Below are 16,086 nucleotides of genomic sequence, written 5' to 3'. Positions count from 1 at the left end.
GCCTTCACTCCCGATGGTCTTGGGTCTGGGTGATACGGCCATGTTCCACGTGGAACATGGCAACCGGCGTATCCGTCTGCCAGCCTTCCCTCAACAATTCATGATCTACACAGGTGATGAACACCTGGCAGCGCAAATCTTCCAGCAACCGGCATAACGCCTGACGGTGCTGTTCATCCAGTTCCGACGGTAGGTCGTCCACCAGATAGATACACTGGCCTCGCTTGGCTTCGTTGACCAAGTGGCCCTGGGCGATGCGTAATGCACACACCACCAGTTTCTGTTGCCCCCGCGACAGGATCTCTGCCGCGTTATGCCCCGCCAGGCGCAGACGCAAATCGGCGCGCTGTGGTCCGGCCTGGGTGTGCCCGAGTTGCTGGTCACGCTGGAGGGATGAGGCGAGCACGTCGCTCAGCTCACGATCCTTGTCCCAGCCGCGGTAGTAACTCAGGGTCAGTCCTTCCAGCTGCAGCAGCTCGGCGAGCGTACGTTCGAACACCGGCTTCAGCGCCTGGATATAGGCCCTTCGGTAGGTGTCTATGTCCTGGCTGGCACTGCACAATTCGCGGTCCCATGCGGCCTGCGAAGCACCGTCAAGTGTACCATGCCGCAGCCACGAGTTCCGCTGCCGCAGGGCTTTCTGCAGCCGCTGCCAGGCACCGAGAAAGCGATGTTCCACGTGGAACACACCCCAATCGAGGAACTGCCGACGGATCTTCGGCGCGCCCTCCAGCAGGCGAAAACTGTCCGGGTTGATCAGCTGCAGCGGCAGCAGGTCGGCGAGCTGAGCAGCACTGCGTGCATTCTGACCATCGATGCGAATCTGCAATTCACCCTGACGATCACGGGAAATACCCAGATTGCTGGTGCCACCTTCCGCCAGTTGCACCTGGCCGAAAATGGTACAGGCCGGTTGCTCGTAGTGAATGACGGGTTGCAGGCGCGTGCTGCGAAAGGAGCGAGCGAGGCCGAGCAGATGGATGGCCTCCAGCACACTGGTCTTGCCGCTGCCGTTGGCGCCGTGAAGGATGTTGATGCGGGGGGAGGGGGAGAGGGTCACCGGGTGCAGATTGCGCACCGCGGTGACCATGATGCGGCTGAGGGACATTAAAGGCTTAGAGCCTCATCGGCATGACGACGTAGGCAGAATCGTCGTTGTCGGCTTCCTGCAGCAGGGCACTGCTGTTGGAATCGGAGAGAATCAGGCGAACCTGTTCGGTGCCCATCACACCCAGCACGTCCAGCAGGTAGCTGACGTTGAAACCGATCTCCAGGCCGCTGCCGTTGTAGTCGACAACGATCTCTTCCTCGGCCTCTTCCTGCTCCGGGTTGTTGGCCTGGATCTTCAGCAGACCGGCCGCCAGGGTCAGGCGAATACCGCGGTACTTCTCGTTGGAGAGAATCGCCGTACGGCTGAACGCTTCACGCAGCCCCTGACGATCCGCCAGCACCAGCTTGTCACCACCGCGTGGCAGCACGCGCTCGTAATCCGGGAACTTGCCGTCGACCAGCTTGGAGGTGAAGGTGAACTCGCCGGTGTTGGCACGGATGTGGTGTTGACCCAGGACGATGGCCACTTCTGCGTCCTGTTCGGTGAGCAGGCGCGCCAGCTCGAGAATACCTTTGCGCGGCACGATCACCTGGTGCTTGCCGTCCTGCTGGATGCTGGCTTCCATCGAGCACATGGCCAGACGGTGACCGTCGGTGGCCACGGCGCGCAGCATGCCGCTCTGTACTTCCAGCAGCATACCGTTGAGGTAGTAGCGCACGTCCTGCTGAGCCATGGCGAAACTGGTGCGCTCGATCAGGCGACGCAGCTTGGCCTGCGGCAGGTTGAAGGTCAGCGAACCCGGACCTTCCTCGACGGTGGGGAAGTCATTGGCCGGCAGGGTCGACAAGGTGAAGCGGCTGCGACCGGCCTTGACCAGCAACTTCTGGTCGTCGACGCGGATATCGATCAGCGCGTCGCTCGGCAGGCTCTTGCAGATGTCCATCAGCTTGCGTGCCGGCACGGTGATTTCGCCCGGCTCGGCGGCATCTTCCAGCGTGACGCGGCCAACCAGTTCGACTTCCAGGTCGGTACCGGTCAGCGACAGCTGCTGGCCTTCGACCACCAGCAGGACGTTGGACAGAACCGGCAGCGTCTGGCGTCGTTCCACGACACCGGCGACCAGTTGCAGGGGTTTCAACAGGGCTTCGCGTTGAATGGTGAAATGCATGGTCTAGTCCCTTGCCTCGTGGAGCTGCGAATCAGGTAGTCAGGGTACGCAGCAGGTTCTTGTAGTCCTCGCGGATGTCCGCGTCGGATTCCCTAAGTTCAGCAATCTTACGGCATGCGTGCAATACCGTGGTGTGATCACGACCGCCGAAGGCCACACCGATTTCCGGCAGGCTGTGGTTGGTCAGTTCCTTCGACAGAGCCATCGCCACCTGACGCGGCCGTGCGATGGAACGCGAGCGTCGTTTGGACAGCAGGTCGGAGATCTTGATCTTGTAGTACTCGGCCGTGGTGCGCTGGATATTGTCGATGCTGACCAGCTTGTCCTGCAGGGCCAGCAGATCCTTGAGCGACTCACGGATCAGCTCGATGGTGATGTCACGTCCCATGAAGTGCGAGTGAGCGATCACCCGTTTCAACGCACCTTCCAGCTCGCGCACGTTGGAGCGAATGCGCTGGGCAATGAAGAAGGCCGCATCGTGCGGCAGATCCACCTTGGCCTGGTCGGCCTTCTTCATCAGGATCGCGACACGGGTCTCCAGCTCAGGCGGCTCGACCGCAACGGTCAGGCCCCAGCCGAAGCGCGACTTCAGGCGCTCCTCCAGCCCCTCGATCTCCTTCGGGTAGCGGTCACTGGTGAGAATGACCTGCTGACCACCTTCGAGCAGCGCGTTGAAGGTATGGAAGAACTCCTCCTGGGAGCGCTCCTTCTTGGCGAAGAACTGGATGTCATCGATCAGCAGCGCGTCCACCGAACGGTAGAAACGCTTGAACTCGTTGATGGCGTTGAGCTGCAGCGCCTTGACCATGTCGGCGACGAAACGCTCGGAGTGCAGATAGACCACCTTGGCATTGGGGTTCTTCGCCAGCAGGTGATTGCCCACCGCGTGCATCAGGTGCGTCTTGCCCAGGCCGACACCGCCATAGAGGAACAGCGGGTTGTAGCCGTGCTTGGGATTATCGGCCACCTGCCAGGCAGCGGCACGCGCCAACTGGTTGGACTTGCCCTCGACGAAGTTGTCGAAGGTGAAGGTGCGATTGAGGTAACTGGTGTGCTTGAGCCCACCTTCGACCTGCACCGTACGTTCTGTACGCGGCGCAACGGCCGGTGTCGGCGGTTGCGGAGCAGCGCCGGCCATGGAGTCGAAACTGGCGCGCGAAGGCTCTTCCTGCACGGGTGGCGGAACGGGCTTGCTGGTCGCGGCGACTTTCTGCTGCTGCGCGGCACGAGCGGCAGCCGGTGGCGGCGCGGTCGGTGCAACACGAGCGGTTGCCGCGCGCTTGCTACCTATTAATAAGGAAAGCGCAGGCACCAGGCCACCGGCGCGCTCACCGAGCAGCTCCAGCAGACGACTCAGGTACTTTTCATTGACCCAATCGAGCACGAAGCGGTTGGGCGCGTAGACACGCAGCTCGTCGCCTTCGGCTTCGACCTGCAGAGGACGTATCCAGGTGTTGAATTGCTGGGCCGGCAATTCATCGCGCAGGAGCTCGACGCACTGCTGCCATAGTTCCACTGACACTGACTATCCCCTATCCAGGCGGCGTGCAAAAACAGCTGCCATTGTAGCGAGCCACGACCGAGTTATCCACATAGCAAGATGAAGATGGCCAAGTAAAATCAAAGCCTTAGTTACATTCATCAGGCTTATCTTGGGCGCGCCAAACCTTGTGGATAAGCGCCCCTGAACATTCTGCAAAAGCCTGGGGATGAGTGCAGGGATAAACGACCTGTGGGTAAACCAGCATTCTGTCCTCAGGCTGTACCCAGCGGGCACACACCTCACGCACCCGTTTCAGACAGGCTTATGATTCCGCGCACGCCACAGGCAGCCGGCGCTGCAGCGGGTTTTCCACAACGGGGCACGGCGCTAATCATCATAAAAAGAGAAAAGGTTCTTTAAACCCTTTCCTTCTTTCTATTCTTATCTGGCGAATAAGGTTGGTTGGAAATTGACCTACCGTGCGGCTTTCTCTAGAATTGCCGGTCTCTTTAAACCGGGGTCATTCCGACCCTAGTCGATCACCCAGGTAACGCACCATGAAACGCACTTTCCAACCCAGCACCATCAAGCGCGCTCGCACCCACGGTTTCCGTGCTCGTATGGCCACCAAGAACGGCCGTCAAGTCCTGTCGCGTCGTCGCGCCAAGGGCCGCAAGCGTCTGACTGTCTAATTCATCCAGACAGGTGGTGAGTCGAGGCTTCGGCCGGGAAAAGCGACTGCTGACTCCCCGGCAATTCAAGGCAGTCTTCGACTCCCCAAGCGGTAAGGCTCCGGGCAAAAGTGTCCTGTTGCTAGCGCGCGACAACCAGCTTGATCATTCCCGTCTAGGTCTGGTGATCGGCAAGAAGAGCGTCAAGCTCGCCGTCGAGCGCAACCGCATCAAGCGTCAAATCCGCGAGTCGTTCCGGCTCAATCAGCACAACCTGATTGGCTGGGACATCGTGGTGGTCGCCCGGAAAGGGCTAGGCGATCTGGAAAATGCCGAACTCGCTCAGCAGTTCGGCAAACTCTGGAAACGCCTGGCCCGTAACCGGCCCAGTCACGACGCAGAACCATCCCCCGGGACAAGCGACACGCCCCATGCGTAAAGTGGCCCTAGCCTGCATCCAGGTTTATCGCTACGCCATCAGCCCCCTGATGGCCAGTCACTGCCGCTTCTACCCAAGCTGTTCCTGCTATGCCTACGAAGCCATCGATCAACATGGCTTCCTGCGTGGTGGCTGGCTGACAGCCCGCCGGCTAGGTCGCTGCCATCCCTGGAATCCAGGTGGCTACGACCCGGTGCCCCCCGCGAAAACATCCCGATCCCCTTCGATGGCCGAATAATCATGGATATCCAACGCTCGATCCTGATCGTCGCCCTGGCAGTCGTGTCCTACCTCATGGTCCTGCAATGGAACCAGGACTATGGCCAGGCTGCCCTGCCGGCCGAGGTAAGCACCTCGAACGTCGCGACGCCCAACCTGCCTGACACGCCAGCGGCATCCGCCAGCACCAGCGGCGATGACATCCCCACTGCCGTGGCCGAGCCCAGCGCTGCTGCCGTGGCGCCGACCGCTGCCACCAGCGACGAGCTGATTCGGGTCAAGACCGACGTGCTCGAGCTGGCCATCGATCCTCGCGGTGGCGACGTCGTGCAACTGCGTCTGCCTCAGTACCCTCGCCGTCAGGACCGCCCGGACGTGCCCTTCCAGCTGTTCGACAATGGCAGCGAGCGCACCTATCTGGCCCAGAGCGGCCTGATCGGCCAGAACGCTCCGGACAAATCCAGCGGCCGTGCCCTGTGGAGCAGCGAGAAGCAGAGCTATGCGCTGGCCGAAGGCCAGGACAGCCTGGTGGTCGACCTGACCTACAGCGAAAACGGCGTCAGCTACATCAAGCGCTACAGCTTCAAGCGTGGCCTCAACCCAGAGTGCTCGGCCCGTGAGCAGCAGCTGAAGAAGCCTGGCTGCATCGATCCGTCCGCCTACCAGGTCGACGTTCGTTACCTGATCGACAACCAGAGCGATCAGGCCTGGAGCGGCAACCTGTTCGCCCAGCTCAAGCGTGACAGCAGCGGCGATCCGTCCTCGACCACCGCGACCGGAACCGCCACCTACCTGGGCGCCGCCGTCTGGACCCCTGACGAGCCCTACAAGAAGCTGTCGATGAAAGACATCGACAAGCACGCCTTCAAGGAAACCGTCCAGGGTGGCTGGGTGGCCTGGCTGCAGCATTACTTCGTCACCGCCTGGGTGCCGAGCAAGGATGCCAGCAACCTGATCCAGACCCGCAAGGACAGCCAGGGCAACTACATCGTCGGCTTCACCGGCCCGGCCGTACAGGTCGCTGCCGGCGCCAAGGGCGAAACCGGTGCCGTCCTCTATGCCGGTCCCAAGCTGCAGGAACACCTGGGTACCCTGTCCCCGGGCCTGGAGCTGACCGTCGACTACGGCTTCCTGTGGTTCCTCGCCCAGCCGATCTTCTGGCTGCTGCAAGTCATCCACAGCCTGCTGGGCAACTGGGGCTGGTCGATCATCTTCCTGACCATCATCATCAAGCTGATCTTCTTCCCGCTGTCGGCCGCCAGCTACCGCTCGATGGCGCGCATGCGTGCCGTATCGCCGAAGCTGCAGGCCCTGAAAGAGCAGCACGGTGACGATCGCCAGAAGATGTCCCAGGCGATGATGGAGCTGTACAAGAAAGAGAAGATCAATCCGCTGGGCGGCTGCCTGCCGATCCTGGTGCAGATGCCGGTGTTCCTCGCCCTGTACTGGGTACTGCTGGAATCCGTGGAGATGCGTCAGGCACCGTGGATGTTCTGGATCACCGACCTGTCGATCAAGGATCCGTTCTTCATCCTGCCGATCATCATGGGCGCGACCATGTTCATCCAGCAGCAGCTCAACCCGACGCCGCCGGACCCCATGCAGGCGCGCGTGATGAAGCTGATGCCGATCATCTTCACCTTCTTCTTCCTGTGGTTCCCGGCTGGTCTGGTGCTGTACTGGGTGGTCAACAACTGCCTGTCCATCGCCCAGCAGTGGTACATTACGCGCAGGATCGAAGCCGCATCGAAACCGGCCAACGCCTGATTCGACAAGGCTTCCAAGCATCAAGCAAACGCCCCATGATTGGGGCGTTTTGCTATCCATCGTCCCCGTAGCGACCCTGGCCCTGCCTACAACCGAGTGAATGCCATGACCCATGCCCGAGACACCATCGCAGCCGTAGCCACCGCCCAGGGACGCGGCGGCGTCGGCATCGTGCGGGTCTCGGGGCCACTGGCCGGGCGGTTGGCGCAGACGATCTGCCGGCGCGAGCTGAAACCCCGCTTCGCTCATCACGGCGCCTTTCACGGCGAGGCCGAGCAGGTACTGGACGAAGGCCTGGCGATCTACTTTCCCGGCCCGAACTCCTTCACCGGCGAGGACGTGCTCGAACTGCAGGGCCACGGTGGCCCGGTGGTGCTCGACCTGCTGCTGCGCCGTTGCCTGGAGCTGGGCGCACGCCTGGCCCGACCCGGTGAGTTCAGCGAACGTGCATTTCTCAACGACAAGCTCGACCTGGCCCAGGCCGAAGCCATCGCCGACCTGATCGAGGCCAGCTCCGAACAGGCCGCACGCAACGCCCTGCGCTCGTTGCAGGGCGAGTTTTCCAGGCGCGTGCACGCGCTGACCGAAGCGCTGATCCAGCTGCGCATCTATGTCGAGGCGGCCATCGACTTCCCCGAGGAAGAAATCGATTTTCTCGCCGACGGCCATGTGCTGAAGCAACTCGACGGCGTTCGCGCAGACTTATCCACAGTGTTGCGTGAAGCTGGCCAGGGCGCCTTGCTGCGCGACGGCATGACCGTGGTCATCGCTGGCCGTCCCAACGCCGGCAAGTCCAGCCTGCTCAATGCCCTGGCCGGGCGCGAGGCGGCCATCGTCACGGATATCGCCGGCACCACCCGCGACGTCCTGCGCGAACATATCCACATCGACGGCATGCCCCTGCACGTGGTCGACACCGCCGGCCTGCGCGCTACCGATGACCAGGTGGAGCGCATCGGCGTGGAGCGCGCGCTGAAGGCCATAGGCGAGGCCGACCGGGTGCTGCTGGTGGTCGACTCCACCGCACCGGAGGCAGCCGATCCCTTCGCCCTGTGGCCGGAGTTTCTCGAGCAGCGCCCGGATCCCGTGCGCGTCACCCTGATCCGCAACAAGGCCGACCTGTCAGGCGAGACCGTCACGCTGGCAACCAGCGCCGATGGCCATGTCACCCTCAGTCTGTCGGCCAAGTCTGCCGAAGGCCTGGAACTGCTGCGCGAGCATCTGAAAGCCTGCATGGGTTATCAACAGACCGCCGAAAGCGGTTTCAGCGCCCGTCGCCGCCACCTCGAAGCCCTGCACCAGGCCGAACAGTACCTCGATCACGGCCGCAACCAGCTGACCCTGATGGGCGCAGGCGAACTCCTCGCCGAAGACCTGCGCATGGCCCAGCAGGCCCTGGGTGAGATCACCGGCGCTTTCAGCAGCGACGACCTGCTGGGGCGCATCTTCTCCAGCTTCTGCATCGGCAAGTGACACCGGCAGGCAGAGACAGGCCGCCGCGTCGCTCTCTTCCCGTTGTACGAAGCGCGCTCCTCCAGCCTTCTCCCAGCGCCGACTCAGCCTTCCTTGCCACTTCCTGGCTCGCATCCGGGCTGATGCCCGCTGCCTGCAGCTTTCCTTCGCCTCACATATCCAGCGTGCGCCGCCTCGCCAGCGAGTTATTCAGGCCCGGATAAACCCTGTGGAAAACAGCCCCTGAACCCTGCCCATAAGCCTATGACAAAGCTGGGCGTAACCGCCCCTGTTGATAACCATCCATTCCATCCACAGTGGTTCAGCAGCTTTCCCAGCGCAAACGAGCAGGATCGACACAGGCTTATCATTCTCTGTACACCTTGATGTACATGGCCTGTAGCTTGTTATCCACAGAAATGGCCTGCTCTATACATAAACATAAAGAACAAGCTTTATAAAAATTCTCTCTTTCTATTCTTTATAAGCCAGTACCCGCTTTGACAGGTCAGGAAGGTGATCAGGTCGGGCGCACAGGCGCAGAGAACGGCGGTAACCGGTTGGCTATTTTTTGTGCAGAAGGCTTCATTCAGGAGAGCGAAGTCCCTATACTTGCCGCCTTTCTTTCAGACCCCTTTCTCAACAGGCACGAGGTGCGTGGTGGATTTCCCTTCCCGTTTTGACGTGATCGTGATCGGCGGCGGTCATGCCGGTACCGAGGCAGCCCTGGCTGCAGCGCGCATGGGCGTGAAGACCCTGCTGCTCACCCATAATGTCGAGACCCTTGGCCAGATGAGCTGCAACCCGGCCATCGGCGGGATCGGCAAGAGCCACCTGGTCAAGGAAATCGATGCCCTCGGCGGTGCCATGGCGACTGCCACCGACAAGGGCGGCATCCAGTTCCGTATCCTCAACAGCCGCAAGGGTCCGGCCGTTCGAGCGACCCGTGCCCAGGCCGACCGCGTGCTGTACAAAGCGGCGGTACGCGAGATTCTGGAAAACCAGCCCAATCTGTGGATTTTTCAACAGGCCGCCGATGACCTGATTGTGGAAAACGCCGAGGTCAAGGGCGTGGTTACCCAGATGGGCCTCAGGTTCCATGCGGATTCCGTGGTGTTGACCACAGGCACCTTCCTCGGTGGACTTATCCACATCGGCCTGCAGAACTACTCCGGCGGCCGCGCCGGCGACCCGCCTTCCATCGCCCTGGCCCAGCGCCTGCGCGAACTGCCGCTGCGTGTCGGTCGCCTGAAAACCGGCACTCCGCCGCGCATCGACGGACGCTCCGTGGACTTCTCGGTGATGACCGAGCAGCCGGGGGACACACCGACGCCGCTGATGTCCTTCCTCGGCAAGCGCGAGCATCAGCCGCAGCAGATCAGTTGCTGGATCACCCACACCAACGCCCGTACCCACGAGATCATCGCGGCGAACCTCGACCGTTCGCCGATGTATTCCGGTGTCATCGAGGGCGTGGGGCCGCGCTACTGCCCGTCGATCGAAGACAAGATCCACCGCTTCGCCGACAAGGACAGCCACCAGGTGTTCATCGAGCCGGAAGGCCTGACCACCCATGAGCTGTATCCCAACGGTATTTCCACCTCGCTGCCGTTCGATGTGCAGTTGCAGATCGTGCGCAGCATCCGCGGCATGGAGAACGCCCATATCGTGCGTCCGGGCTATGCCATCGAGTACGACTACTTCGATCCGCGCGACCTGAAGTACAGCCTGGAGACCAAGGTCATCGGCGGCCTGTTCTTCGCCGGGCAGATCAATGGCACCACCGGCTACGAAGAAGCCGGCGCCCAGGGCCTGCTGGCGGGCTGCAACGCCGCCTTGCGTGCCCAGGGTAAGGAAGCCTGGTGCCCGCGCCGTGACGAGGCCTACATCGGTGTGCTGGTCGACGACCTGATCACCCTAGGCACCCAGGAGCCGTACCGCATGTTCACCTCGCGGGCCGAGTACCGGCTGATTCTGCGCGAGGACAACGCCGACCTGCGCCTGACCGAGAAGGGCCGCGAGCTGGGCCTGGTCGATGACGAGCGCTGGGCGGCGTTCGAAGCCAAGCGTGAGGGCATCATCCAGGAAGAACAGCGCCTGAAGAGCACCTGGGTACGCCCGGGCACCCCGCAGGGCGATGCCATCGCCGCGCGTTTCGGGACCCCGCTGGCCCACGAATACCACCTGCTCAATCTGCTGGCCCGTCCGGAGATCGATTACGCCACCCTTGCCGAAGTGACCGAGTCACCGGCTGTGGATAACCAGGTGGCCGAGCAGGTCGAGATCAAGACCAAGTACGCCGGCTACATCGACCGCCAGCAGGAAGAGATCGCCAAGCTGCGGGCCAGCGAGGACACCAAGCTGCCGGAGGACCTGGACTACAGCGCCATCTCCGGTCTGTCCAAGGAAATCCAGTTCAAGCTGGGCAACACCCGTCCGGCCACCCTCGGCCAGGCCGGGCGCATTCCCGGTGTCACGCCGGCGGCGATCTCCCTGCTGCTGATTCACCTGAAGAAACGCAGTGCGGGTCAGAAACTGGAGCAGAGCGCCTGATGTCGGTCACCCAGCGTCACGCCGAAGAACTGATCCAGGGCGCTCGCGAGCTTGGCGTCGAGCTCAGCGAGCCACAACAGCAGCAACTGCTCGCCTACCTGGGCCTGCTGATCAAGTGGAACAAGGCCTACAACCTCACCGCCGTGCGCGATCCCGACGAGATGGTGTCGCGTCACCTGCTCGACAGCCTGTCGGTGGTGCCCTTCGTGGCCGAGCGTGGGGATAACTGGCTGGACGTCGGCAGCGGCGGCGGCATGCCCGGCATTCCGCTGGCGATCATGTTCCCCGAACGGCGTTTCACCCTGCTCGACTCCAATGGCAAGAAGACCCGTTTTCTGGTCCAGGTGAAGCTCGAGCTGAAACTCGACAACCTCGAGGTTGTCCACAGCCGGGTCGAAGCGTATCGACCCGAGCGGCCCTTCGACGGCATCAGCTCGCGGGCGTTCAGCAGCCTGCAGGATTTCAGCGACTGGACGCGCCACCTTGGCAATGCCGACACCCAGTGGCTGGCGATGAAAGGGGTCCACCCGGACGATGAGCTGCAGGCGTTGCCGGCGGACTTCCGCCTCAGTGCCACGCACGTGTTGCGGGTTCCCGGTTGCCAAGGCCAACGCCATCTGTTGATACTGCGTCGCTCGGTCTAAGGGGGAAGGAAGATGGCCAAGGTATTCGCGATCGCCAATCAGAAAGGCGGCGTGGGCAAAACCACGACGTGCATCAACCTGGCTGCTTCTCTGGTGGCGACCAAGCGCCGCGTGCTGCTCATCGACCTCGACCCGCAGGGCAACGCGACCATGGGCAGTGGCATCGACAAGCATGCCCTCGAGCACTCGATCTACGACGTGCTGATCGGCGAATGCGATCTCAGCGAGGCGATGCAGTTTTCCGAGCATGGCGGCTACCAGCTGTTGCCGGCCAACCGCGACCTGACGGCCGCCGAAGTCGCGCTGCTGGAAATGAAGATGAAGGAAAGTCGCCTGCGCTATGCCCTGGCGCCGATCCGCGAGAACTACGACTACATCCTCATCGACTGCCCGCCGTCGCTGAACATGCTGACCATCAACGCCCTGGTCGCCGCCGACGGTGTGATCATCCCCATGCAGTGCGAGTACTACGCGCTGGAAGGGCTCTCCGATCTGGTCAACAGCATCCAGCGCATCGGCCAGCTGCTCAATCCCAAGCTGCAGATCGAAGGTCTGCTGCGTACCATGTACGACCCGCGCATCAGCCTGACCAACGATGTCAGCGCTCAGCTCAAGGAGCATTTCGGCGACAAGCTGTACGACGCCGTGATCCCGCGTAACGTGCGCCTGGCCGAGGCTCCGAGCTTCGGCATGCCGGCGCTGGTGTATGACAAACAATCCCGTGGTGCCATCGCCTACCTGGCATTGGCCGGCGAGCTGGTGCGCCGTCAGCGCGCCGCCGCGAAAACCGCTACCGCTTAAGGAACATCCGCATGGCTGCGAAGAAACGAGGTCTGGGTCGAGGTCTGGACGCCCTGCTCGGTGGCAACACCGTCAGTGCACTGCAGGAAGAGGCCGCCCAGGTCGATACGCGTGAGCTGCAATACGTGCCGCTGGAACTGATCCAGCGGGGCAAGTACCAGCCGCGTCGCGACATGGACCAGACCGCTCTGGAAGAACTCGCCGCCTCCATCCGCGCCCAGGGCGTGATGCAACCCATCGTGCTGCGGCCGATCGGCGATGGTCGTTTCGAGATCGTCGCCGGTGAGCGTCGCTGGCGAGCCAGCCAGCTGGCCGGCCAGGACAAGATCCCGGCCATGGTTCGCGAGCTGGCGGACGAAGCCGCCATCGCCATGGCGCTGATCGAGAACATCCAGCGCGAGGACCTCAACCCGATCGAGGAAGCCGTCGCCCTGCAGCGCCTGCAGCAGGAATTCGAGCTGACCCAGCAGCAGGTCGCCGATGCCGTCGGCAAATCGCGCGTCACCATCACCAACCTGCTGCGTCTGATCGCCCTGCCGGACGAGATCAAGACACTGCTGTCCCATGGCGACCTGGAGATGGGTCATGCCCGTGCATTGCTCGGTCTGCCCCTCGAACAGCAGGTCGAAGCTGCGCGACACGTTGTCGCACGCGGTCTCACCGTACGCCAGACCGAAGCGCTGGTTCGCCAGTGGCTGAGTGCCAAACCGGCGCCGGCAAAAGCCAAGCCCGACCCGGACATCAGTCGCCTCGAGCAGCGTCTGGCAGAGCGTCTGGGCTCGCCAGTGCAGATAAAACACGGCGCCAAGGGCAAGGGCCAGTTGGTCATCCGCTACAACTCCCTCGACGAATTGCAGGGCGTGCTCGCTCACATCCGCTGAAACAATTCGCCACACCTGACCATGTAGCGCATGGTCGGAAATCACTACCGGACAGTTGAATGGGGGGAATACGCCCCCTATACTCTGCGCGCAATTTTGTTGGCACTTTTTATGCCAATTCATTGAGTTAAAGCGGTCGATAGTCGAGGGACATCAGTTGATGGAACGCCGCATGCCGAAGCGCCTGCCCTTCCATCGCCTACCGGTCTTCCCGGTGCTGATGGCACAACTCGTCGTATTGCTGCTCGCTGCTACGCTGACCTGGCAATGGCGAGGCAACGTGGCGGGTTATTCGGCACTGTTGGGGGGCATGATCGCCTGGTTGCCGAATCTGTATTTCGCCCACAAGGCGTTCCGCTACAGCGGCGCGCGGGCGGCTAGGGAAATCGTCCGTTCTTTTTATGCGGGCGAAGCGGGAAAACTGATTCTGACGTTCGTGCTCTTTGCACTGACGTTTGCGGGCGTGAAACCCCTGGAGGCACCGATGTTGTTCGGTGTCTACCTGCTGACCCTGATGGTCAGCTGGTTCGCCCCGCTGCTGATAACGAAATTTTCAAGACCTTAAAGCGTTCGAGGCAAATAATGGCAGCAGAAACCGCTTCGGGTTACATCCAGCACCACCTCACCAACCTGACCTATGGTCAGCACCCGGTGAACGGCTGGAGTTTCGCCCACACCGCACAGGAAGCCAAAGAAATGGGCTTCTGGGCCTTCCACGTAGACACCCTGGCGGTGTCGGTGGTTCTCGGCCTGATCTTCATCGTCCTGTTCCGCCTGGCGGCGCGCAAGGCCACCTCGGATCAGCCGGGCGGCCTGCAGAACTTCGTCGAGGTTCTGGTCGAGTTCGTCGATGGCAGCGTCAAGGACACCTTCCACGGTCGCAATCCGCTGATTGCCCCGCTGGCCCTGACCATCTTCGTCTGGGTCTTCCTGATGAACTTCATGGACCTCATCCCGGTTGACTGGCTGCCGAAACTGGCTGCCACCCTGGTTGGCGATCCGCACCTGTACTTCCGTGTCGTGCCGACCACCGACCCGAACGCGACCCTGGGCCTGGCCCTGTCGGTGTTCGCCCTGATCCTGTTCTACAGCGTCAAGGTCAAGGGCATCGGCGGCTTCCTCGGCGAGCTGACCATGCACCCGTTCAGCTCCAACAACATTGCCATGAAGATCCTGCTGGTCCCGGTGAACTTCCTGCTGGAATTCGTCACCCTGATCGCCAAGCCGGTCTCCCTGGCACTGCGACTGTTCGGCAACCTGTATGCCGGCGAGCTGATCTTCATCCTGATCGCCATCATGTTCAGCGGCGGCATGCTGCTGGGCTCGCTGGGTGGTGTGCTGCAGCTGGCCTGGGCCATCTTCCACATCCTGATCATCGTGCTGCAGGCGTTCATCTTCATGATGCTGACCATCGTCTACCTGTCGATGGCGCATGAAGACAACCACTAAGGCGCGCTAAGGTTCCGCGGCGCCGCTCAGGCGGCGCCTGCCAGGACAAACCCTCACTGCCCGCGGGCATGAGGGCTGCTGTAAACAAACGATTTCGCTTTACCGCTTCAACAAAAACCTTAACCAATACGACTGTAAGTCGGGAGGAAAAATGGAAACTGTAGTTGGTTTGACCGCTATCGCCGTTGCACTGCTGATCGGCCTGGGTGCCCTGGGTACCGCCATCGGTTTCGGTCTGCTGGGTGGCAAGTTCCTGGAAGGCGCTGCGCGTCAGCCGGAAATGGTCCCGATGCTGCAAGTTAAAATGTTCATCGTCGCCGGTCTGCTCGACGCCGTGACCATGATCGGTGTTGGTATCGCACTGTTCTTCACCTTCGCGAACCCCTTCGTTGGTCAAATCGCAGGCTAATTCACTCGTCTTCGAGTGAATTGGTGTGACGGACAACGAACGAGCGAGGTGTTGGCGTGAACATTAATGCAACCCTGATAGGCCAGTCCGTTGCCTTCTTCATCTTCGTGCTGTTCTGCATGAAGTTCGTATGGCCTCCGGTCATTGCGGCTTTGCAGGAACGTCAGAAGAAGATCGCAGACGGCTTGGACGCTGCCAACCGCGCGGCTCGTGATCTGGAGCTGGCCCACGAGAAAGTGGCCCAGCAACTGCGCGAAGCCAAAGGTCAGGCCGCCGAAATCATCGAGCAAGCCAATAAGCGTGCTGCTCAGATCGTCGACGAAGCCCGTGATCAGGCCCGTGTCGAAGCTGACCGCGTGAAGGCTCAGGCTCAGGCCGAGATCGAACAGGAAATCAACGGCATCAAAGACGCCCTGCGCGCCCAAGTGGGTGGCCTGGCAGTCAGCGGTGCGGAGAAGATCCTGGGCGCATCCATCGACCAAAACGCGCATGCGGAGCTGGTTAACAAACTGGCAGCCGAAATTTAAGCGAGGGCGCGATCATGGCAGAACTGACCACGCTGGCCCGACCTTACGCTAAGGCTGCCTTCGAGCACGCCCAGGCCCACCAGCAACTGGCCAATTGGTCAGCCATGCTCGGCCTGGCTGCAGCGGTGTCGCTCGACGACACCATGCAGCGCGTGCTCAAGGCCCCGCGTCTGACGAGTACAGAAAAGGCCACCACCTTTGTCGAGGTGTGTGGTGACAAGTTCGACGCCCAGGCACAGAACTTCATCCGCGTTATCGCCGAGAACGATCGTCTGGCCTTGTTGCCGGATGTCTTCGCCCTGTTCGAGCTGTACAAGGCCGAGCAAGAGAAGTCGATCGACGTGGATGTCACCAGTGCCTTCGCATTGAGCGATGAACAGCAAGACAAACTCGCCAAGGTTCTCAGTGCACGGCTCGGCCGAGAAGTGCGTCTGCACGCCGCGGAAGATGCCACCCTGATCGGTGGTGTACTGATCCGCGCCGGCGACCTGGTAATCGATGGCTCGGTTCGCGGCAAGCTCGCGAAACTGGCCGAAGCATTGAAATCTTGAGTTTGAAGGGGCAGCAGAGCT

Annotated in this window: 17 protein-coding genes; 14 read left to right on the top strand and 3 right to left on the bottom strand. The window is 61.7% G+C overall.

The features are described 5' to 3' along the window. Positions 1-4: 4 nt before the first annotated feature. Genes recF through dnaA form a run of 3 tightly spaced genes read right to left on the bottom strand, consistent with a single transcriptional unit; the run spans position 5 to position 3,741 of the window. Entirely contained in the window at positions 5-1,108 is a 1,104-nt protein-coding gene (gene recF / locus EPK82_RS11310; RefSeq protein WP_047592343.1) for a DNA replication/repair protein RecF, read from the bottom strand. A gap of 7 nt (positions 1,109-1,115) precedes the next feature. Further along, a complete protein-coding gene (gene dnaN / locus EPK82_RS11305) occupies positions 1,116-2,219 on the bottom strand; it encodes a DNA polymerase III subunit beta (protein WP_037054793.1) in 1,104 nt (367 codons plus the stop codon). A 31-nt stretch (positions 2,220-2,250) separates the two neighbouring features. Continuing rightward, complete coding sequence (dnaA, locus tag EPK82_RS11300; RefSeq protein WP_037054792.1) at positions 2,251-3,741, bottom strand: chromosomal replication initiator protein DnaA; 1,491 nt, start codon at positions 3,739-3,741, stop codon at positions 2,251-2,253. Positions 3,742-4,259: 518 nt separating this feature from the next. Here dnaA and rpmH point away from each other — a divergent pair. From rpmH to EPK82_RS11230, 14 genes are all read left to right on the top strand, one after another. Next, entirely contained in the window at positions 4,260-4,394 is a 135-nt protein-coding gene (gene rpmH / locus EPK82_RS11295) for a 50S ribosomal protein L34 (RefSeq protein ID WP_003290924.1), read from the top strand. Between the two features lie 16 nt (positions 4,395-4,410). Then, positions 4,411-4,812: a ribonuclease P protein component gene (rnpA, locus tag EPK82_RS11290; RefSeq protein WP_134676624.1), complete on the top strand. Its 402-nt coding sequence runs from the start codon at positions 4,411-4,413 to the stop codon at positions 4,810-4,812. Next, positions 4,805-5,050: a membrane protein insertion efficiency factor YidD gene (yidD, locus tag EPK82_RS11285; RefSeq protein ID WP_080757053.1), complete on the top strand. Its 246-nt coding sequence runs from the start codon at positions 4,805-4,807 to the stop codon at positions 5,048-5,050. Before rnpA ends, yidD begins: the two co-directional genes overlap by 8 nt. A gap of 2 nt (positions 5,051-5,052) precedes the next feature. Next, a complete protein-coding gene (yidC, locus tag EPK82_RS11280; RefSeq protein WP_037054788.1) occupies positions 5,053-6,798 on the top strand; it encodes a membrane protein insertase YidC in 1,746 nt (581 codons plus the stop codon). A 105-nt stretch (positions 6,799-6,903) separates the two neighbouring features. Next, entirely contained in the window at positions 6,904-8,271 is a 1,368-nt protein-coding gene (mnmE, locus tag EPK82_RS11275; RefSeq protein ID WP_134676623.1) for a tRNA uridine-5-carboxymethylaminomethyl(34) synthesis GTPase MnmE, read from the top strand. A gap of 639 nt (positions 8,272-8,910) precedes the next feature. Beyond that, positions 8,911-10,803, top strand: coding sequence for a tRNA uridine-5-carboxymethylaminomethyl(34) synthesis enzyme MnmG (gene mnmG / locus EPK82_RS11270; protein ID WP_134676622.1), 1,893 nt, complete (start codon positions 8,911-8,913; stop codon positions 10,801-10,803). Next, positions 10,800-11,447 carry a 16S rRNA (guanine(527)-N(7))-methyltransferase RsmG gene (gene rsmG, locus EPK82_RS11265; protein ID WP_167494341.1) on the top strand — a complete coding sequence of 216 codons (648 nt, stop codon included), beginning with the start codon at positions 10,800-10,802 and terminating at the stop codon, positions 11,445-11,447. Before mnmG ends, rsmG begins: the two co-directional genes overlap by 4 nt. A 12-nt stretch (positions 11,448-11,459) precedes the next feature. Beyond that, positions 11,460-12,248 (top strand): ParA family protein, encoded by a 789-nt coding sequence (locus EPK82_RS11260; RefSeq protein WP_037054778.1) that lies wholly within the window; start codon positions 11,460-11,462, stop codon positions 12,246-12,248. An 11-nt stretch (positions 12,249-12,259) separates the two neighbouring features. Next, positions 12,260-13,129 carry a ParB/RepB/Spo0J family partition protein gene (locus tag EPK82_RS11255; RefSeq protein ID WP_037054776.1) on the top strand — a complete coding sequence of 290 codons (870 nt, stop codon included), beginning with the start codon at positions 12,260-12,262 and terminating at the stop codon, positions 13,127-13,129. A gap of 160 nt (positions 13,130-13,289) precedes the next feature. Next, positions 13,290-13,694, top strand: a complete 405-nt coding sequence (locus tag EPK82_RS11250; RefSeq protein ID WP_037054774.1) for a F0F1 ATP synthase subunit I — start codon at positions 13,290-13,292, stop codon at positions 13,692-13,694. 17 nt (positions 13,695-13,711) lie between these two features. Then, positions 13,712-14,578 carry a F0F1 ATP synthase subunit A gene (gene atpB, locus EPK82_RS11245; protein WP_037054772.1) on the top strand — a complete coding sequence of 289 codons (867 nt, stop codon included), beginning with the start codon at positions 13,712-13,714 and terminating at the stop codon, positions 14,576-14,578. Positions 14,579-14,729: 151 nt separating this feature from the next. Continuing rightward, the gene (atpE, locus tag EPK82_RS11240; protein ID WP_003097235.1) at positions 14,730-14,987 is read left to right on the top strand and encodes a F0F1 ATP synthase subunit C; all 258 of its coding nucleotides are present in this window, start codon (positions 14,730-14,732) and stop codon (positions 14,985-14,987) included. 56 nt (positions 14,988-15,043) lie between these two features. Next, the gene (locus EPK82_RS11235; protein WP_037054770.1) at positions 15,044-15,514 is read left to right on the top strand and encodes a F0F1 ATP synthase subunit B; all 471 of its coding nucleotides are present in this window, start codon (positions 15,044-15,046) and stop codon (positions 15,512-15,514) included. 14 nt (positions 15,515-15,528) lie between these two features. Next, positions 15,529-16,065, top strand: a complete 537-nt coding sequence (locus tag EPK82_RS11230; protein WP_037054769.1) for a F0F1 ATP synthase subunit delta — start codon at positions 15,529-15,531, stop codon at positions 16,063-16,065. The last annotated feature ends 21 nt before the right edge of the window (positions 16,066-16,086 follow it).

This window comes from Ectopseudomonas khazarica, assembly GCF_004521985.1.
Taxonomy (GTDB): Bacteria; Pseudomonadota; Gammaproteobacteria; order Pseudomonadales; family Pseudomonadaceae; genus Aquipseudomonas; species Aquipseudomonas khazarica.
Note: the sequence above shows the minus strand (reverse complement) of the source record. Positions and strands in the feature narration are given on the sequence as shown.